This window comes from Demequina gelatinilytica, from assembly GCF_000971115.1.
GTDB classification, from domain to species: domain Bacteria; phylum Actinomycetota; class Actinomycetes; order Actinomycetales; family Demequinaceae; genus Demequina; species Demequina gelatinilytica.
Genome location: NZ_BBLV01000006.1, coordinates 166,955 through 185,796, shown reverse-complemented (window position 1 = coordinate 185,796; position 18,842 = coordinate 166,955). Strand labels below are relative to the sequence as shown.

Annotated in this window: 14 protein-coding genes and 1 tRNA gene; 12 read left to right on the top strand and 3 right to left on the bottom strand. The window is 70.5% G+C overall.

What is annotated here, in order from left to right:
• Position 1: 1 nt before the first annotated feature.
• The 3 genes from AOM00_RS06875 to AOM00_RS06865 all read left to right on the top strand — a co-directional run bounded on the left by AOM00_RS06875 (position 2) and on the right by AOM00_RS06865 (position 4,170).
• Complete coding sequence (locus AOM00_RS06875; protein ID WP_062517080.1) at positions 2–3,319, top strand: hypothetical protein; 3,318 nt, start codon at positions 2–4, stop codon at positions 3,317–3,319.
• Between the two features lie 212 nt (positions 3,320–3,531).
• Positions 3,532–3,726 carry a hypothetical protein gene (locus tag AOM00_RS06870; protein ID WP_062517079.1) on the top strand — a complete coding sequence of 65 codons (195 nt, stop codon included), beginning with the start codon at positions 3,532–3,534 and terminating at the stop codon, positions 3,724–3,726.
• 69 nt (positions 3,727–3,795) lie between these two features.
• A complete protein-coding gene (locus tag AOM00_RS06865; RefSeq protein ID WP_156159074.1) occupies positions 3,796–4,170 on the top strand; it encodes a hypothetical protein in 375 nt (124 codons plus the stop codon).
• A gap of 118 nt (positions 4,171–4,288) precedes the next feature.
• Here the strand turns inward: AOM00_RS06865 and AOM00_RS06860 are convergent.
• The 3 genes from AOM00_RS06860 to AOM00_RS06850 all read right to left on the bottom strand — a co-directional run bounded on the left by AOM00_RS06860 (position 4,289) and on the right by AOM00_RS06850 (position 5,967).
• Positions 4,289–4,379 (bottom strand) — tRNA-Ser (locus tag AOM00_RS06860).
• 34 nt (positions 4,380–4,413) lie between these two features.
• A complete protein-coding gene (locus AOM00_RS06855; RefSeq protein ID WP_062517077.1) occupies positions 4,414–5,511 on the bottom strand; it encodes an FUSC family protein in 1,098 nt (365 codons plus the stop codon).
• Entirely contained in the window at positions 5,512–5,967 is a 456-nt protein-coding gene (locus AOM00_RS06850) for a nucleoside deaminase (protein ID WP_369345422.1), read from the bottom strand.
• Between the two features lie 83 nt (positions 5,968–6,050).
• On the opposite strand from AOM00_RS06850, the gene upp reads away from it, so the two are divergent.
• The 9 genes from upp to AOM00_RS06805 all read left to right on the top strand — a co-directional run bounded on the left by upp (position 6,051) and on the right by AOM00_RS06805 (position 18,821).
• A complete protein-coding gene (gene upp, locus AOM00_RS06845) occupies positions 6,051–6,692 on the top strand; it encodes a uracil phosphoribosyltransferase (protein ID WP_062517075.1) in 642 nt (213 codons plus the stop codon).
• Positions 6,693–6,741: 49 nt separating this feature from the next.
• Positions 6,742–7,752 (top strand): LacI family DNA-binding transcriptional regulator, encoded by a 1,011-nt coding sequence (locus AOM00_RS06840; protein ID WP_062517074.1) that lies wholly within the window; start codon positions 6,742–6,744, stop codon positions 7,750–7,752.
• A 255-nt stretch (positions 7,753–8,007) separates the two neighbouring features.
• Positions 8,008–9,708 (top strand): glycoside hydrolase family 13 protein, encoded by a 1,701-nt coding sequence (locus AOM00_RS06835; RefSeq protein WP_082096715.1) that lies wholly within the window; start codon positions 8,008–8,010, stop codon positions 9,706–9,708.
• A 32-nt stretch (positions 9,709–9,740) separates the two neighbouring features.
• Positions 9,741–11,132 (top strand): ABC transporter substrate-binding protein, encoded by a 1,392-nt coding sequence (locus AOM00_RS06830; protein ID WP_062517072.1) that lies wholly within the window; start codon positions 9,741–9,743, stop codon positions 11,130–11,132.
• Between the two features lie 58 nt (positions 11,133–11,190).
• Positions 11,191–12,129: a carbohydrate ABC transporter permease gene (locus AOM00_RS06825; RefSeq protein WP_174442332.1), complete on the top strand. Its 939-nt coding sequence runs from the start codon at positions 11,191–11,193 to the stop codon at positions 12,127–12,129.
• On the top strand, positions 12,126–13,127 hold the full coding sequence (locus AOM00_RS06820) for a carbohydrate ABC transporter permease (protein WP_062517071.1): 1,002 nt from the start codon (positions 12,126–12,128) through the stop codon (positions 13,125–13,127). Before AOM00_RS06825 ends, AOM00_RS06820 begins: the two co-directional genes overlap by 4 nt.
• Before the next feature lie 407 nt (positions 13,128–13,534).
• The gene (locus AOM00_RS06815; RefSeq protein WP_228373435.1) at positions 13,535–16,390 is read left to right on the top strand and encodes a ribonucleoside-diphosphate reductase subunit alpha; all 2,856 of its coding nucleotides are present in this window, start codon (positions 13,535–13,537) and stop codon (positions 16,388–16,390) included.
• A 28-nt stretch (positions 16,391–16,418) separates the two neighbouring features.
• The gene (locus AOM00_RS06810; RefSeq protein WP_062517070.1) at positions 16,419–17,408 is read left to right on the top strand and encodes a ribonucleotide-diphosphate reductase subunit beta; all 990 of its coding nucleotides are present in this window, start codon (positions 16,419–16,421) and stop codon (positions 17,406–17,408) included.
• 147 nt (positions 17,409–17,555) lie between these two features.
• The gene (locus AOM00_RS06805; protein WP_228373432.1) at positions 17,556–18,821 is read left to right on the top strand and encodes a multidrug effflux MFS transporter; all 1,266 of its coding nucleotides are present in this window, start codon (positions 17,556–17,558) and stop codon (positions 18,819–18,821) included.
• Positions 18,822–18,842: the final 21 nt, after the last annotated feature.

Below are 18,842 nucleotides of genomic sequence, written 5' to 3'. Positions count from 1 at the left end.
CATGCCGACGATCGTTCCGCCGCACCTGTTCAACCTTGCCGGCCTCCCCGACGACGGCAGAGGACCGCATCTGCGGGCCGGCAACCACCTGCGCGTCTCCCACCACCCGCGCTTCGGTCTGCCCGTGGCCCCGTTCATCATGCAGAGGGCCCAGCTCGACGGCGCTCGCGACGCGTTGAACCTGCGTCGCGGTGTCACCTTCAGGGATGGGGCCCAGGCGCAGCTGACCCTCCCGATCCAGGTGCGCAAGGGCGACCGGATCCTCGCGACCATCCCGCAGGACGCGGCCACGCAGTGCGTGGCCGTCGCGATGGTCACGCGCCCCACACCCGACAGCGTGGAGCCGGTGCGCCCGCGCCCCGATCTGAGACGACCGATCATCCTCAACCGCCCCGACCTGACCGCCTCCAGGGCCTTCCGGCCCGCCGTCGCGCCGCCTGAGCCGATCCGCTCGGCGAGCGGCCTCGCAGCGCTGGCATCGGAGCAGGCCGGCGCGCTGCGCATGAGGGCGTACGGCGCCGCGATGGGCGAGGCGCCGGCGCTGCTCGGCGAGCGCCGCGAGGCGCCGTACATGATCGGCGCCCCCTCGATCGCGGAGGTGGAGGTCACGGGCGACGGCGTCATCGTCGATCTGGTGTGGCTGGCCGCGAGCGATCTGGGCAAGCTCGAGTGGGAGTCGATCAGCGTGCTCAACCTCCCGCACACGGAGGGGCGTCGCTATCTGTCGGTGAGCGATCCGTTCGGGCGGGCCGAGGGCCACCTACGTGAGCAGGCGCCTCAGCGCAGGCCGATGCAGGAGACCGTCGGGGCGACGAGCCCCGCCGTCGCCGCGGGGTTCAGCGATGCGGAGGAGAGCGACCGCGTCCATGCGCTGGGCGAACCGCTCGACAGGGATCTCGACGCGCTCATCGATGGCACGGACCTGCCGCTCGTCGCCTCCGAGGCCATCCCCGTGACGGACGCGGCGGGGAACGCGTTGGCGGAGCCGGGCGACCTGAGCGAGATCCAGGTCAACCATCTGTTCAGGGTGCTGCAGGGCTCGTTGGATCCCGGGGTCGCCGCGTGGCTCGGCTACAAGGACCTCGACCTCGACCCGCCGGCGGGCCTGGCCCTCTACCGGGCGATCGGCTTCTTCCGCCATCCGCTCGCGATCGGGGCGACGCCCGAGAGCCTGGCGGGGCTCCCGGTCGACGGCGCGATCCCCCTCGGCGATCGCAGCCTGAACGCGATCACGGTCGCGAGGATGTGGAACGGGTTCGGGGCGGGCGTGCTGGGCCAGGAGGGCCAGGAGCTGACCGGGGACCTCGAGGACGCGGACGACTATCTGGTGATGGCCGCGATCGCCGCGGTCGTCGGCGATGCGATCCCGTCCCCGCCGCCGCCACCGGTGATGCTCGAGCCGGCTCATGTCGCGTGGCTGCCTGTCCCGCCTCCAGACGTGGTCCGCGAGGTCGTCGCTCCGCTCAAGGGTCTGCTGCCGGGCGCGACGCTCGCCGCGGAGCGGGAGCAGCCCGTCCCCGGCGGGCATCGTCAGCTCAACCGCGAGCTGCCCTCGGGCTGGCATGTGCCGTTGACGGTGGGACTCACCAGCCTGGACGACGGCGGGCTGCTGGCGGATCAGGATGGGCGCCAGGGTGTCGTGGGCGATCGGCGCGCCGGACCGGACGCCGCGCGGTACCACGGCGCTCAGCAGGATCGGTTCGGGCGCTGGTCGGAGTTCTCGGCGCGTGACGCGGCCCCCGGCCCGCGTCCCAAGCCGCCGCGCCCGGTGGTGCTGGGCTCGTACCAGGGGCCGTCCGCGACCGCCGCTGCGTCCACCGGGGGGATCCTCAGCCTTCGCGTGCCTCTGCCGGAGCCTGGGAGCCTCGCGCCTGGATCCCATCCGCTGTCGCACGCGGTTCTCACGTTCCGCCACCACGGGGTCGACGAGCCGGTGCCCGTGCCGGTCGCGCTGCCGGACGTCACCGCCGCGGTCGGCACCGCGATCGTCGTCGACGAGCCCCCGCCCGGCGAGGCGCCGCTGCGGGCCGTGCCGGCGGTGGTGTCCGGGCCCGTCCTGCAGCCGACGGAGCAGCGTCGGATGATCGTGACGGCGGTCTGGGTCGATGCGGCCGGCCAGGTCTCCGCGGTGTCGGAGGAGCTGCGCCTGCTCATGTCCGATCCGCGCCCGCCCGCGCAGCTCGACATCCCCGACGTGCTGCTCTACTCGGCGCGACCGGACGCCACCGGGCTCGCCTGGGTCGAGCGGTCCTGGAGCGCGCCGTCCGGCGGCGCGGCCAGCTTCGCCATCTACTACACGGACGAGGTGAGGCTCGTGTCGTGGCTGCGGCTCCAGGGCCGCTTCGGCGAGGCGGCGACGATCTCCGGGACCCTGGACCGCGCGGCACGCGCCGGCCTGATGCGAGACATCCAGGGCGACTTCCCGGACCATCTGTTCGAGCGGCTGCCCGGCGCCGTGAGCTCGCCCTCGCCCGGCACGCATCGGTTCCGCCATGCGGTGTCGGGATCGAGCCGCGTGCTCAACGCCTACAAGATCGCCGTCGAGGCCCCCGGCACAGGCGCGCGCCCCGCGCTGGGGGCGCTGCCCATCGTCTTCTACGGCGTTCCCAACTCGGACCCGCCGCCACGTCCGGCGGTCACCGCCACGCTGTCGCCGCCGGTCGCAGGGGAGCCTCCGCTCATGGTCGAGGTGACCGTCGAGGTCGAGCCGGGGATCACGCCCGCGCTCACCGCACGCATCTTCCGCACCCGGGGCACGCAGGCGGACCCCATGCACGCCCCCGTGGTGGCCGAGGTGCCCCTGTCCGCGCCCGATCCGCAGACGGGACGCCAGCGGGCGGTCGTGCGGGATCGGGGCTCGGCTCAGATCGCGCCGGGTGCGCTCCTCACCGCATTCGCTCGATACCAGTGGCTCGCGCAGGTCCAAGGTGCGCCCGAGTCCGGGTCCTCCGTGCCCGGGATGTGGAGCAGGGAGTCCGATCCCGTCGGGGTCGCGACCGTGCCGCTCGAGCCGCCCGCGGCGCCGCTGCTCGACGCGCTCGGGGGTACCGCGGCGCCGGGTGGCACGAGCGACCTCACGCTCACCGTGTCGCATCCGTCCGGGCTCGCGCCCACGCTGCTGGGCCCCTGGCGCTTCGAGGCCTGGCATGCGCGACCGGGCGAGGAGTGGAGCATCCTCGCGGCGGGGGACGTGGCCTCGGCGCCGCTGGTCCTCGCCGAGCCGCCGGGGGAGGTCATCCCGCTGGGGACGTCGTATCGGGTGCGCGTGTACGACCCGGTGGGGCGGCCGTCGCCCGCGCTGGACCTCGTGTCGAGCTGACGCAGCGACAAGCAGGAAGCCCGCCTCGCACGTGGCGAGGCGGGCTTCTCCAAGGGCGGTGACGGTGGGATCTGGACCCGTTTCGCGCTGCGCGTGGGTCGGCGCGATTCACGACTTCGCCTCGTAGATGAGGGGAGGTCCATCGGCGAGCATCGGTCGCCTCAGGTGGGCTCACGACGACTTGCGCGCTGTTCTTGCTACGCGCGTGCGCCTTGCGTCATGCCTCGGCGACGGCGTCGCGCGAGGTGCTCGAGGCAGCGGCGAACGCGACCGCGCTCGGCGGGCCGCCCCGGTGGGACTTCGTGAAGCACCTCACGGAGCTGCTCGGGGGGAAGCTGGGCTCGCCGCAGCCGTCGCAGAACGGATCGGTACGCTCGCTGGGGACCCGAGCCGACCTGGGTGCTTGACACCGCTCGGTCACCTGCGGGTAGATGGTCGCGCGCGGCGCCGCTGAGGGCGTCCGCGGAGGGGGCGGGATGAGCGCTTCGGGGCGTGTTCCAGGGGATCTGCGGCTCCGCGTGGCGCCGCTCCTCGCCGCGATCGGCATGGTCTCGACGGCCACCCTTGGAGGCTGTCTGATTGCGATTGATCCTGCACGTCCACAGGCCGCCCTGGTCAACGACTCCTCGATCACTGTTGTCTTCTTCATCGAGGTGCCGGGCGCAAGCGGGGGCGGACTCACTTACAGCGCGGGTCATCGCGACTACGTGGCGGCGGATAAGTGCTGGGGCGATGCCATCCGCGTGGAGACCGAGGACGGTGAAGTGCTGGCGCGTATCGAGGAGTCCGCGTGCCCGGACCATACGGTGACGTTCCACGAGGACGGATCCCTGACGAACGTCGAGGGCTGAGCCTCCGATACGGCCGCGCGGCGCCTGCGCGCTGGCTCGCGATCGCTGCGCGGCCCACCAGCAACAGCAGAAAGGGCCTGCTCCCCTGGGATTACCAGGAGGAACAGGCCCTCTTCTGTGGCGGTGACGGTGGGATTTGAACCCACGGTACGGGGTTACCGTACACAGCATTTCGAGTGCTGCACCTTCGGCCGCTCGGACACGTCACCGCGAAAGAGATTACAGGAACGTGAACTGAAAAACCTAATCGGGCCGATGCGGTGGGGCCATGCGGCCGGCCGGATCCGGTGGCGCTGGCGGGTGTAGCAGGGCGGTTGCCACCGCGAGCCCCGCACCGAGTGCCGTGTCGAGGATCCGCTCTCCCGTGACGGCCAGGTCGCCGAGCTCCCCGGCCGAGGCGGTCACGATCACGAGCGCCATCGGCGTGACCGCCGTGACGGCGATCGCGTAGTGGCGCGTGATGGCCAGCTCGGTGATGAACTGCAGGGTCCCGAGCGTGAGCGCGAGCGCCACCGCGGGCATCCCCGAGTACGCGATCGCGAGGTAGACCCCCACGCCGAGCACGGTCCCCACGGCACGATGCAGCCCGCGGGTCACCGCCGGGCCGCGTCCGGGCACCACGCCGATGACGACCACGCCGGCCGCGACGGTCCAGTAGGCGCGATCGGGGTCCACGAACAGCAGCGACAGCGCCGTGCCCAGCACCGCGACGATCGCGGTACGCCACACGAGCTCCTTGGCGCCGCGATCCCATGCGGGCCGCGCGAGCAGCACCGAGAGAGGTCGGGGCGTGATCTGCCAGTGCACCCGCCTCACCAGAGGCGCGATGCTCGCGACCACGGCCCACGCGCAGCCCGCGGCCACCGTCCCCACGAGCACGAGCGGCGGCACCCCGCCGTTCACCGCATGGCCCGACATGCCGTAGACGAGGATCGGGAACAGCGGTCCGGGGGCCCCGAGCCGGTAGCCGTGCACGGAGATCGCGACGAGCACCGCGACCGCGATCAGCCCCAGCGCGGAGAGCCACGGGTGCGGCGCGAGCGTGGCGCCCAGGATGCTGGTGAGCACCAGGCCCAGGCCGGCGATCGGTCGCAGGCGCAACCGCTCGAGCCGCGGCAGCGCCGCGAAATACGGCACGGTGAAGGCGCCGGTGGCGGCGATCAGCCCCAGGTCCACGCGGCCGAAGGCGATGCCCACCAGGATCGGCACCGTGAGCACCACGGCCGCCTGGAGCGCGATGGGCCAGCGCGGCTCCTTCGCGGGGACCATGGTGCCCAGGCTCACCACGGCGCGCTTCATGCCGTGGCGCCACACGTCGCGCTTGCGGGGCTCCTCGGACATCTAGCGCTTCGCCTCGAAGAACTCCGCGAGCAGATCGGCCGACTCGTCGGCACGCACGCCTGACGTCACCTCGACCTTGGCGCCGATGCGCGCGTCGCGCACCACGTCCCACTGGGAGCCGGTCGCGCCGGCCTTGGCGTCCCACGCGCCCAGCACGAGCCGCGGGATGCGCGCCTGGAGGATCGCACCGGCGCACATGAGGCACGGCTCCAGCGTGACCACGAGCGTGCAGCCGTCGAGCCGCCAGGTCCCCAAGGACGATGCGGCGGCCCGGATCGCGACCACCTCGGCATGGGCGGAGGGGTCGCCCTCGGCCTCGCGCAGGTTGCGCCCGGTGCCGATGATCTCGCCCGAGGGGGAGAGGACCACGGCGCCGACCGGGACGTCGCCCGCGTCCGCGGCGAGCCGGGCCTGCACGAGGGCCTCGCCCATCGCATCGTCCCAGCGTCCTCTCACGTGGCCAGGCTACCGGCGCATCGGCCTGCCGACCCGGGCGGACTACCCGGGAGATGCGCCGCTCGAGACGATAGTCTCGGACCATGCACCTGCACGTCGCGGACCACCCGCTCATCCGTCACAAGGTCACCGTCCTGCGCGACAAGAACACCAAGTCGCCGACGTTCCGCCTCCTGGTGGACGAGCTGGTGACGCTCCTCGCCTACGAGGCGACGCGCGACGTGCGCGTCGAGGAGTGCGAGGTCGAGACGCCGCTCACCGCGACCACCGGCACCAAGATCGCCGACCCGGCCCCGATCATCGTCCCCATCCTGCGGGCGGGCCTGGGCATGCTCGACGGCATGACGCGCCTCATCCCGAGCGCCGAGGTGGGCTTCCTGGGCCTCAAGCGCGACGAGGAGACGCTCGAGGCGATCACCTACGCGAACCGCCTCCCCGACGACCTCACGGGCCGTCAGGTGTTCCTCATCGACCCGATGCTCGCGACCGGCGGCTCGCTCGTCATGGCGATCGAGTACGTGCTCGAGCGCGGCGCGACCGACGTGACGTGCGTGTGCCTGCTCGCGGCGCCCGAGGGCATCCAGCACGTCCAGGAGAAGGTCGGCGACCGCGCCGACGTCTCCGTGGTGGTCGCGCAGGTCGACGAGAAGCTCAACGAGGTCGGCTACATCGTGCCGGGCCTCGGCGACGCGGGAGACCGTCTGTACGGCATCGTCGACCTCTGACCCGCCGGGGTCTTGCGCGATCGCGCAAGTTCTTGCGTAGTCTTGCGCCATGTCGAAGAGGCTTGCCGAGGTCGCCCGCAAGGTCGGGGTGAGCGAGGCCACGGTCAGCCGTGTCCTCAACGGCAAGCCGGGCGTCTCGGATTCGACCCGCCAGGCCGTGCTGACCGCGCTCGACGTGCTCGGCTACGAGCGCCCCACCAAGCTCCGTGGCGAGCGCGCCCGTCTGGTCGGGCTCGTCCTCCCCGAGCTCCAGAACCCGATCTTCCCCGCGCTCGCCGAGATCATCGGCGGAGCGCTCGCGCAGAACGGCTACACGCCGCTCCTATGCACCCAGAACGCGGGCGGCATCACCGAGTCGGACTACGTCGACCTCCTGCTGGCGCAGCAGGTGAGCGGCGTGATCTTCCTGGGCGGCAACTACACCGAGGCCGATGCGCCGCATGAGCACTATGCGCGGCTCGCCCAGGTGAACCTCCCGACGGTGCTGGTGAGCGCGCCGGTGCCCGAGCTGGATTTCGCGACCGTCTCGACCGACGACTCCTTCGCCGCCGAGCAGGCCGTCCTCCACCTGCACCAGCTGGGCCACCGCCGCATCGGCCTGCTGCTCGGCCCCGCCGGCCACCAGCCCTCGCGGCGCAAGCTCGAGGGGGCGCGGCGCGTGCTCGACCGCCTGGGCGTGGGCTTCGACCCCGCGCTCGTGGTCAACGGCCTGTACTCCATCGAGTCGGGCCAGGCCGGCGCGACGCGGCTGCTCGGCGCGGGTGCGACCGCTCTCGTGTGCGCGTCGGATCCGCTCGCGCTCGGCGCGATCCGCGCCGCTCGGCGCGCGGGGCTGGCCGTGCCGGGGGACGTGTCGGTGATCGGCTTCGACGACTCCGCGCTGATGGCCTTCACCGAGCCCCCGCTCACCACCGTGCGTCAGCCGATCGACGCGATGGGCCGCGCGGTGATCGACATGCTGCTCGGTCAGATCGCCGGCACCGCGCAGCCCGGTGACGAGCTCCTCTTCGAGCCCGAGCTGGTGCTCCGGGCCTCGACGGGCCCGGTGCCCGCGGCCTGACGGCCCTGCCGCGCGCGCCGCGTGTGCGCATCCGCCTCGTCCCAGCGGGACATGGCGGCTGGATCGCGGCCTGATCCGACCCTCATGTCCCGCCAGCGAGCGCTGCCAGGGATGATGCGCGGTGATCCACCACGAGTCCGCACCCCGTGCCGTTATGCAATCGCAATCTTTCTCTACATTGTCAAAAACTTGCATTGATCTACTCGCGAAGTTACGTTGTGTGTAGTCCCGATCGAAGACGATGCAAGGAGCGACGTGGACAACGACGTCCTGAGCCCGGCGGCCTCCGCGGCCGAAGCTGCGCCCGCCGCGGTCGATGCCGACCTCGACTGGTGGCGCACCGCGGTGATCTACCAGGTGTACGTCCGCTCGTTCGCGGATGGCGACGGGGACGGCACCGGCGACCTCGCGGGTGTGCGCTCGCGGCTGCCGTACCTGGCCGCTCTGGGCGTCGACGCGCTGTGGTTCAACCCCTGGTACCCGAGCCCGCTCGCGGACGGCGGCTACGACATCGAGGACTACCGCGGCATCCACCCGATGTTCGGCACGCTCGCCGATGCCGAGGCGCTCATCACCGAGGCGCGCGCCGTGGGCATCCGGACCATCATCGACATCGTCCCCAACCATGTGAGCGACCGGCACCCGTGGTTCCAGGCGGCGCTCGCGGCCGGTCCGGGCAGCCCCGAGCGCGAGCGCTTCTGGTTCCACGAGGGCGGCGGCGACGCAGGCGAGCTCGCCCCGACCGACTGGGTCTCGAGCTTCCAGGGCTCCACGTGGACGCGCACCGAGAACCCCGACGGCACGCCCGGCGAGTGGTACCTCCACCTCTTCACGCCCGAGCAGCCCGACCTCAACTGGAACCACCCCGACGTCCGCGCCGAGCACGAGGACGTGCTCCGCTTCTGGTTCGACCGCGGCGTCGCCGGCGTCCGCATCGACTCCGCGGCCCTGCCGGTCAAGGACGCGGCGCTGCCGATGCTGCCGGAGCGGCCGAGCCCGGGCGAGCACCCCCACGTCGACCGCGACGAGATCCACGACATCTACCGCGCATGGCGCGCGGTGGCGGACTCGTACGACGAGCCCCGCGTGCTGGTGGGCGAGGTGTGGCTCGAAGACGCCGCGCGCTTCGCGCGGTACCTCCGCCCCGACGAGATGCACACGGCCTTCAACTTCGACTTCATGACCCAGCCGTGGGACGCGCGTGCGATGCGCGCCTCGATCACGCGGACCCTCGCCGAGCACGCGCCGGTCGGCGCGCCGGCGACCTGGGTGCTGTCCAACCACGACATCACGCGTCCGGTGACCCGCTACGGCCGAGAGGACTCGGGCTTCGCCTTCGACCGCAAGCGCTTCGGCACGCCCACGGACCTCGCTCTCGGCACGCGGCGCGCCCGCGCGGCGGCGCTGCTGACCGCCGCGCTTCCGGGCTGCCTCTACGTCTACCAGGGCGACGAGCTGGGCCTCCCCGAGGCCGAGCTCCCGCTCGACGTCATCGAGGACCCCATGCACTTCCGCTCGGGCGGCGTCGACCCCGGCCGGGACGGCTGTCGCGTGCCGCTGCCCTGGACCGGGAGCGGGGCGTCGCTCGGCTTCGGCGGGGACGATGCGGCGGCGCCCTGGCTGCCGCAGCCCGCCGTCTTCGCGGCGCTCGCCGTCGAGCGCCAGGAGGGCGACCCCTCCTCCATGCTGCTGCTCTACCGCGACGCGCTCGCGCTGCGCCGCAACCGCACCGACCTGCGCGCGGGGGAGCTCACGTGGCTCGACCTCCCGGGCGATGTCATCGCCTTCCGCCGCGGCGCGTCGTGCGTCTGCCTCACCAACCTCGGGGCGGCGCCCGTCGCGCTGCCGCCCCACACGGGCATCCTCCTCACGAGCGCGCCGCTCGCCGACGGGATGCTCCCCCCGGACTCCACCGTCTGGCTCACCGTCGAGCCCGCCGGTGAGGAGAGCGCCTGACGGCGCCGACACCCGAGATAAGGAGAAAGACAATGATGTCGATCAGTCGCAGGACCGCGGCGGCGGGCGTGACGCTCGCGGCCGGGGCGATGCTCCTCACGGCGTGCTCGTCGGGGGAGGGCGGCGAGGCCGCCAGCTCGTCGGACGCGGGAGGCTCGAAGGTCGAGCTCCGCGTCGCCACCTTCCCGCCCGGCGCCGATGCCGCTGCGTACGAGGCCTTCGCCACGCAGGAGGCGCAGTTCGAGGAGGCCAACCCGGACATCGACGTCATCGGCGTCGAGTACGAATGGACGGGGCCCACCTTCGCGGTGCAGCTCGCGGGCGGCAGCCTGCCCGACGTCTTCACCGTCCCGTTCACGGACTCCAAGACGCTGCTGGAGAACGGCCAGCTCATGGACGTCACCGACGAGATCGAGGAGCTGGGGTACACCGACTCCTTCAACCCGGTGATCCTCGACGGCGTCACCGGCGCGGATGGGCACATCTACGGCTTCCCGCGTCAGGCCTACGCGATGGGGCTCCACTACAACCGTGACCTGTTCGAGCAGGCCGGGCTCGACCCGGACGACCCGCCCGCCACGTGGGACGAGGTCCGCGAGGCCGCCAACGCGATCACCGAGGCCACCGGCAAGGCCGGCTATGCCCAGATGGCGATCAACAACACGGGCGGCTGGCAGCTCACGGCCCAGACCGTGTCGCGCGGCGGCCGCACCCAGAGCGACGATGGCGACGGCACGTACACGTCCACCATCGCCAACGAGGGGACGAAGGCCACGCTGCAGTTCCTTCACGACGTGCGCTGGGAGGACGACTCGTTCGGCTACAAGGTCGACCTCGACTGGGGCACCATCAACCAGGAGTTCGCGGCCGGCAACATCGGCATGTACACCTCGGGCTCGGACGTCTACACGGCGCTCGTGCGCGACTTCGGCATGGATCCCGCCCAGTACGGGCTCACGGTCATGCCGCTCGAGGGCGACGACCCGGGCACGCTCGGCGGCGGCGACATCGCCGTGGTGAGCCCGACCGTCGACGACGCCACCAAGGCTGCGGCCGTGAAGTGGATCGACTGGTACTACATGCAGAAGCTCATGGATGAGGACGCCGCGGTCGCCGATGCCTCGGCCCTTGCCGCCGCCGACCAGGCGGTGGGCACCCCGGTGCTTCCGGTTCTCAGCCGCGAGCTCTACGAGCAGTCCCAGGAGTGGATCGCCGACTACATCAACGTCCCGCTGGACCAGATGGCCCCGTTCACGGACCGCATCTGGGACCAGACGCCGGTGGGCGAGCCCAAGGGCAAGACGCAGGAGATCTACGCCCTGCTCGACCCCGTGGTCCAGACGGTGCTGACCGACAAGGACGCGGACATCGACGCCCTGCTCGCGCAGGCCGACGCCGACGCCCAGGCCCTTCTCGACCAGTGACACCGTGCGGTGGGTGCGGGCCGCGCGCCCGCACCCACCGCCTCCACGGAGGACTCCCATGACCACCACGCAGCACCCGCCGGCGGCACCGGCCTCGCGGCGCGCCACGCCTCTGTCCTGGATCCGCGCCGGCGGGCTCTCGAAGCTCCTGTTCGCGCTGCCGATGATCCTGGTCTTCGCCATCTTCAGCTGGACGCCCATCGTGCGGTCCGTGGTGATGAGCTTCCAGAAGACCAACCTGCTCACCCCCGCGGAGTGGGTGGGGCTCGACAACTTCCAGGCGGTGCTGAACGACCCGCTGCTGGGCACGGCCGTGCTCAACACCCTGTACTTCGCGGCGCTCGCGCTCGTGATGGGCTTCCCCGTCCCGATCCTCATGGCGGTGCTCATGAGCGAGGTCAAGCGTGGCAAGGGCGTCTACTCGGCGCTCGCCTACCTTCCGGTGGTGGTGCCGCCCGTGGTCGCGGTGCTCCTGTGGAAGGTCTTCTACGACGGCTCGCCCGACGGGGTCTTCAACACCATCCTCGGATGGTTCGGCATCGGGCCGCAGCCGTGGCTGCAGAGCACCTCCATGGCGATGCCGTCCCTGGTGATCGAGGCCACGTGGGCCGCGGCGGGCGGCTCGATCATCATCTACCTCGCGGCGCTGCTGTCCGTGCCGCCGGAGCTGTACGACGCCGCCGAGGTCGACGGCGCGAGCATCTGGCGCAAGGCGTGGCACGTGACCCTGCCGCAGCTGCGCGGCGTCATCTTCGTCATGCTCATCCTGCAGATCCTCGCGACGGCGCAGGTGTTCCTCGAGCCGTTCCTCTTCACGGGGGGCGGGCCCGCGAACTCGACCGTCACGGTGCTGCTGCTCATCTACCGCTACGCCTTCCAGAACTCGCTCGGCGGCAACTACGGCATGGCGACGGCGCTGTCGGTCATGCTCGCGGGCTTCCTCGCGGTGCTGTCCTGGGTCTACTTCCGTCTCACCAACCGCTGGAGCACGTCATGAGCGCGGACACCGCCGCCCCCGCCCCCGTGAGCGCGGCGACGATGCCGTCCTCGCCTGCCGCCGCATCGTCCGTCCCCGAGCGGCGCCGCGCGCGGCGCAAGCCGTCGCTCACCGACTCCGAGCGGGGGATCGTCTCCGACGCGGACCGCCGCCAGCCGCGCGTGCGGCGCGCCATGACGGGCGTCCACATATTCCTGTCGGTCACCCTCGTGCTTGCGGGGCTCGGTCCGCTGCTGTGGCTCGCGAAGGCCGCGGTGACGCCGACGCAGGACACGCTGCGCCAGCCGTTCGCGCTGTGGCCCAACGGGATCGACTGGGCGAACCTGTCGACCGCGTGGAGCGACATCCACATCGACCAGTACTTCTTCAACACGATCGTCATCGCGGCCGGAGCGTGGGCGTTCCAGCTGGTGGTCGCGACCACCGGCGCCTACACGCTGTCGGTGCTGCGGCCTCGCTATGCCAGGGTGCTGAACTCGCTGGTGCTCGCGACGCTGTTCATCCCGTCCGTGGTGCTGCTGGTGCCGCTGTACCTCACCATCGTCGACCCGCCGCTGCTGGGTCGCGACCACTCGCTCCTCAACAACTACCTGGCGGTGTGGCTGCCGATGGCGGCGAACGCGTTCAACATCCTGCTGGTGAAGCGGTTCTTCGACAACCTCCCGCGCGAGGTCATCGAGGCCGCGCAGACGGACGGCGCCGGGCCGTTCCGGCTGTTCTGGTCGATCATCCTGCCCATGTCGCGGCCCATCCTGGGCGTGGTGTCCGTGTTCGCGATCATCGCGGCGTGGAAGGACTTCCTGTGGCCGCTGCTGGTGCTGCCCGACCCCGCGGTCCAGCCCCTGTCGGTCCGCCTGCCCGCGGTGCAGTCGCAGACCGAGCTCGACGTGTTCCTCGCGGCGCTCGCGATCGCGACGATCATCCCCATCGCGATGTTCCTCATCTTCCAGCGCGTGTTCCTGCGCTCGGCGGGTCTCGGGGGAGCGGTCAAGGGCTGACCCCGCCGCGGATCGAGCCGGGGGGGCGTTGTCAGACCCCCGCGGGACACTGTTCTGGTGGCGCCCCGATGCGGTGGGGCAGTCTTCAACAGACAGGGCTGCCCCGTCCACATGACACGCCGAGGTGTCCACAGGCTTTGCACAGAGAACTCCACAAGACCACAACATCTAGGGGCGAGTGCGTGAAATTGCCCCCATATCTTGTTGCGGATGGGTGGTGTTCGGGTTAGGTTCGACTTGCGCCTCGTGCTGACGATGCGGGTGGACCACCCCGGACTCCGCCGCCATCCGAGCGCCCTGTCACCACCATGCTGCGCGGCCTGGGGAGGGTCACGCACGGCACCCGCGAGGAGAGCATCGTGACGATCACCGAGAACACCGCCGGCGCGACCACCGAGGGCATCGCCGTGGCGCGCCCGGGCATCCATGTCACCAAGCGTGACGGCACGCGCGAGCCGTACAACGCCGACCGCATCAACAAGGCGATCGAACGCGCGGCGCACGGCCTCCCGGATCAGATCTCGATGACCACGCAGATCGCCTCCGAGCTCGCGATCACGCTCTTCGACGGCATCACCACGGAGCAGCTCGACGAGGCCGCGATCGGGGTGGCGGTCCAGAACGTCAAGGACGACCCTCAGTTCGACATCGTCGCCGCGCGCCTGCTGCGCAAGGTGATCTACAAGCGCGTGCTGGGCGGCTACGACACCGAGCTCGAGCTCTCGCTGCTGCACCAGGCGCGGTTCCCGGGCTACATCCGCGACGCCGTCGAGGACGGCCTGCTCGACACGCGTCTCACCGAGCTGTTCGACCTCGACGCGCTCGCCGCGCGGCTGGACCACACGCGCGACGACAACCTCCGGTACATCGGCACCGTGACCATGCGCAACCGCTACATGATCACCGACCGCCACGGGAAGGCGCTCGAGGTCCCGCAGTACTTCTGGATGCGCGTCGCGATGGGCCTGTCGCTCAACGAGGCGGACCCGACCGGCGCGGCGCTGCTGTTCTACGACAAGATCTCGACGCTCGAGTACCTCCCTGCGGGCTCGACGCTCGTCAACGCGGGCACGTCCTACCCGCAGCTGTCCAACTGCTTCGTCATGCAGATGGAGGACGACATCGAGCACATCGCGAAGTCGGTGCGCGATGTCATGTGGCTGACCAAGGGCACCGGCGGCATCGGGCTGTCGGTGACCAAGCTCCGTGCCGAGGGCTCGCCCATCCGCTCGAACAACACCACCTCGACCGGCCCGATCCCGTTCATGCACACCATCGACTCGACGCTGCGGGCGGTCTCGCGCGGCGGCAAGAAGTTCGGCGCCCTCGCGTTCTACATGGAGAACTGGCACCTCGACTTCCACCAGTTCCTCGACCTGCGGCAGAACTCGGGGGACCCGTACCGCCGGACCCGCACGGCCAACACCGCCGTGTGGATCTCCGACGAGTTCATGAAGCGCGTCGCCACCGACGGCGACTGGTACCTGTTCGACCCCGCCGAGACCCCTGACCTGGTGGAGCTCGTGGGCTCGGCCTTCTCCGCGCGCTACGCCGAGTACATCGCGCTCGCCGAGGCGGGCCGCATGCGCACCTTCAAGAAGATGAAGGCGCGCGAGCAGTACAAGTCGATCCTGGTGATGCTGCAGACCACCGCCCACCCGTGGCTCACGTGGAAGGACACCATCAACCTGCGTGCGCTCAACACCAACACGGGCACCATCCACCTCTCCAACCTCTGCACGGAGATCTGCCTGCCGCAGGACCGCGAGAACATCGCCGTCTGCAACCTCGCGTCGATCAACCTGCCCGAGCACCTGATCGACGGTCGGATCGACTGGGACCGCATGAAGGACTCGGTGCGGCTCGCGGTCCGCCAGCTCGACAACCTCGTCGACATCACGCTGTCGTCGGTTCCCGAATCGGAGCATGCGAACAGCGAGAACCGGGCGATCGGGCTCGGGGTGATGGGCTACACCGACATCACCGAGCGCCTGGGGCTCGCGTACGAGTCCGAGGAGGCGTACGCGCTGATCGACGAGATCGTCGAGTTCGTCTCCTTCCACGCGATCGACGCCTCCGCGGACCTTGCCCGTGAGCGCGGCTCGTACGCGAACTTCGAGGGCTCCGGCTGGTCGCAGGGCAAGGTCCCCTTCGACACCATCGCGGAGACCGAGGCCGACCGCGGGGTCCCGATCACGGTCGACCGGACCATGCGCCAGGACTGGGCTGCGATGCGCGAGAAGGTCGCGGGCGGCATCCGCAACGCGACGCTCATGGCGGTCGCCCCGACCGCCTCGATCGGTCTCGTGGCCGGGGTCACGCCCGGCTTCGACCCCCAGTTCTCGCAGATCTTCTCGCGCGCCACCTCGTCAGGGAAGTTCCTCGAGGTCAACCGCAACCTGGTGAAGGACCTCCAGGAGCTCGGGCTGTGGGAGTCCGTCCGTGACCGGCTCCTCGAGGTCCAGGGCGACCTCTCGCAGATCGACGAGGTCCCTCAGCACCTCAAGGACGTCTACAAGACCTCGTTCCAGCTCCCGCCGCAGGCCTTCATCGAGGTCGCGGCGCGCGCCCAGAAGTGGATCGACCAGGCGATCAGCCGCAACATCTACCTCGAGGACCGCGACGTCGAAGGGATGATGAACCTCTACGCGGCCGCGTGGGAGAAGGGCGTGAAGACCACGTACTACCTCCACATGAAGCCTCGCCACACCGCCGAGCAGTCGACGGTCCGCGTCAACAAGACCGAGAGGATCAACAGCACCGGCAACGCCTCGGGACGTCCGTCCGCCGCCGGCTCGACGGGACCTGCGCGCAAGGGCTTCGGTGCCGCACGCAAGGGCTTCGGCGCAGCCAAGGCGGCCCCTGCCGGGCAGGCTCCGACGGCGCAGGCGGACGATGCGGCTCCGGCGGCCGCCGAGCCGACGGCCCCGCGCCCCGCGCCCCGCGGCTTCGGCGCGGTCAAGGCCGCCGAGCCGGCGGCCGTCACCACGCCGATCGAGACGGTCGCGCAGGACGCGCAGCCGGGCCCGTCGCTCGCGCCCGCGTCCGTGCTCTCCTCGATCGCTGCGCAGGCCTTCGCCACCGCGCCGGCCGGCCAGCCCGAGGTGCCGCCCACCTCGTTGCCGGAAGGCGTCCAGATGCCGGAGGGGGCCCGCCAGCTCGAGATGGTCGAGACCGCCGGAGCGGGGGACACGGAGATGGTCGGCGGGGTCGCCTGCCCGGTGGACCCGATGGAACGGCTGCAGTGCGAGTCGTGCCAGTGATCGTCAGCGTGAAGACAGGAGACAAGTGATGGGAATCCTCGGAACCGGCGTGCAGGACGGGCTGCTGCTCAAGCCGATCACCTACCCGTGGGCCATGGACCTCTACAACCAGGCGGTCGCGAACACCTGGTTCCCCAACGAGATCCAGCTGGGCGAGGACCTCGCGGACTTCAAGCGCATGACCGACGAGGAGAAGCACGCCATCACGTACCTGATGTCGTACTTCAACCCCAACGAGCTGCTGGTCAACAAGGCGCTCGCGTTCGGCGTGTACCCGTACATCAACGCTCCTGAGGCCCACCTGTACCTCGCGAAGCAGATGTGGGAGGAGGCGAACCACTGCATGTCCTTCGAGTACGTCCTCGAGACGTTCCCGATCGACCGCGAGGCGGCCTACGAGTCCCACGTCACGGTGCCGTCGATGGCCGCCAAGGAGGAGTTCGAGGTCCGCTTCATCCGGAGGATGACCGAGGAGACCCTCGACATCGGCACCACGGAAGGCAAGAAGGACTTCATCCGCAACCTCGTCGCGTACAACATCATCCTCGAGGGGATCTGGTTCTACTCGGGCTTCATGGTCGCGCTCTCGTTCCGTCAGCGGAACCTGCTGCGCAACTTCGGCTCCCTCATGGACTGGATCATCCGCGACGAGTCGCTGCACCTGCAGTTCGGGATCAACCTCATCCTCACGGTGCTCGAGGAGAACGAGGACCTCCAGGATCCCGACTTCGCGGAGGAGATCCGCCAGATGATCCTCGGCGCCGTGGCGATGGAGGAGCAGTACAACCGCGACCTCCTGCCCACCGGCATCCTCGGTCTCAACGCCGACTATGTGAACCAGTACGTCAAGTACCTCGCGGACCGCAGGCTGGAGGAGCTGGGGTTCGACGCGCACTACAATGTGTCGAATCCCGCCAAGTGGATGGCCACGGCGAACGACACCCTTCAGCTGGTGAACTTCTTCGAGGCCACCAACACGTCGTACGAGGTCAACGCCCAGGCGACCAAGCAGCCGTAGACACCTGTCAAACAGCCGCTTAGACTGGCGGCACCCCATCAGACGCCCGGAGCAGAGCGATCCCCTGCGACGGGCGTCTTGGTGTGCGTCCCCCGCACCCCCGCCCTCCTTCGCCGCGCCCCCCTTTCGAGAAAACAGGTCACGCCCGTGAGCGCCGCCGTCCAGAACGCCGCCGACCAGGTCACCCCCCGCATCGTCGCCAGCCCCGGCCTCGCCATGCCGCGGCGCCAGAAGCTCCTCTACGTGGTGGTGCTCGGTGCGCTCATCGCGCTCGGCCCGTTCACCATCGACATGTACCTGCCGGCGTTCCCCGCTGTCGCGGCGGACCTGGCCGCCTCCGACGCGGCCATCCAGCTCACGCTCACGGCGACCACCATCGGCTTCGCGCTGGGCCAGCTCGTGGTCGGTCCGCTGAGCGATGCGCTCGGACGCAAGAAGCCGCTGGTCATCGCGACGACCATCCACATCGCCGCGTCGCTGTTCGTGGTGCTCGCGCCCAGCGTCGAGTGGGTCATGGCGGGCCGCGTGCTCCAGGGCATCGGCGCGGCCGGCGGCGGCGTGGTCGCCAACGCGATGGTGCGCGACCTGTTCGCCGGTCAGGCACTCATCCGCATGCTCGCCCGCATGGCCCTGGTGGTGGGTCTCGCGCCCGTCATCGCTCCGGTGATCGGCTCGCAGCTGCTGTCCTTCATGGACTGGCGCGGCCTGTTCGTGGTCCTCGCGCTCTACGGCACCGCCGTGGCGCTGGTGGTGAGCGGCGTCATCAAGGAGACGATGCCGGCAGAGCGGCGTGGCAAGGCTTCGCTCTCGGCGACCCGCGCCCGCTACGTGCACCTCCTGAACGACCGTGCGTTCGTGGGCATCTCCATGGTGGGCGCGCTGACGTTCGCGGCGCTGTTCTGCTACCTGTCCGCCTCCTCGTTCGTGCTCCAGGACCAGTTCGGCATGAGCGCCCAGGAGTACGGCCTGGTGTTCGCGACGAACTCCGTCGGCCTCATCATCGCGAACCAGACGTCCGCGCGCCTGATGCGCGTCTTCCCGCCCCGCTCGGTGATCACCTGGGGTCTCGGGATCATGCTCACCGGTGCCGTGCTGATCGTCGCGGGCAACCTCATGGGCCTCGGCCTGGTCGGCCTGCTGGTGCCGCTGTTCTTCGTCGTCTCCTCGCTGGGCATCATCGGCCCCGCGGTGCAGATCACGGCGCTCAACAGCCACGGCGAGGAGGCCGGCACCGCGGCGTCGCTGCTCGGCGCGCTCAACTCCGGCATCGCCGGCACGGTGTCGCCGTTGGTCGGTGTGCTGGGGGTGTCCGTCATCAGCATGGGCGCGGTCATGATCGGGAGCCTCGTGGTCGCGATCGCGATCTTCTGGACCGTGGTCCGCCCGCGAATCCAGACGACCGTCATCGCCTGACGACCCGCGCGTCGCGCCGCC

Coding starts and splice junctions, on each gene's coding strand:
- AOM00_RS06875 (WP_062517080.1), top strand. CDS start 2: ATGCCGACGATCGTTCCGCCGCACCTGTTCAACCTTGCCGGCCTCCCC.
- AOM00_RS06865 (WP_156159074.1), top strand. CDS start 3,796: ATGAGCGCTTCGGGGCGTGTTCCAGGGGATCTGCGGCTCCGCGTGGCG.
- AOM00_RS06855 (WP_062517077.1), bottom strand. CDS start 5,511: ATGTCCGAGGAGCCCCGCAAGCGCGACGTGTGGCGCCACGGCATGAAG.
- upp (WP_062517075.1), top strand. CDS start 6,051: ATGCACCTGCACGTCGCGGACCACCCGCTCATCCGTCACAAGGTCACC.
- AOM00_RS06840 (WP_062517074.1), top strand. CDS start 6,742: ATGTCGAAGAGGCTTGCCGAGGTCGCCCGCAAGGTCGGGGTGAGCGAG.
- AOM00_RS06830 (WP_062517072.1), top strand. CDS start 9,741: ATGATGTCGATCAGTCGCAGGACCGCGGCGGCGGGCGTGACGCTCGCG.
- AOM00_RS06825 (WP_174442332.1), top strand. CDS start 11,191: ATGACCACCACGCAGCACCCGCCGGCGGCACCGGCCTCGCGGCGCGCC.
- AOM00_RS06820 (WP_062517071.1), top strand. CDS start 12,126: ATGAGCGCGGACACCGCCGCCCCCGCCCCCGTGAGCGCGGCGACGATG.
- AOM00_RS06810 (WP_062517070.1), top strand. CDS start 16,419: ATGGGAATCCTCGGAACCGGCGTGCAGGACGGGCTGCTGCTCAAGCCG.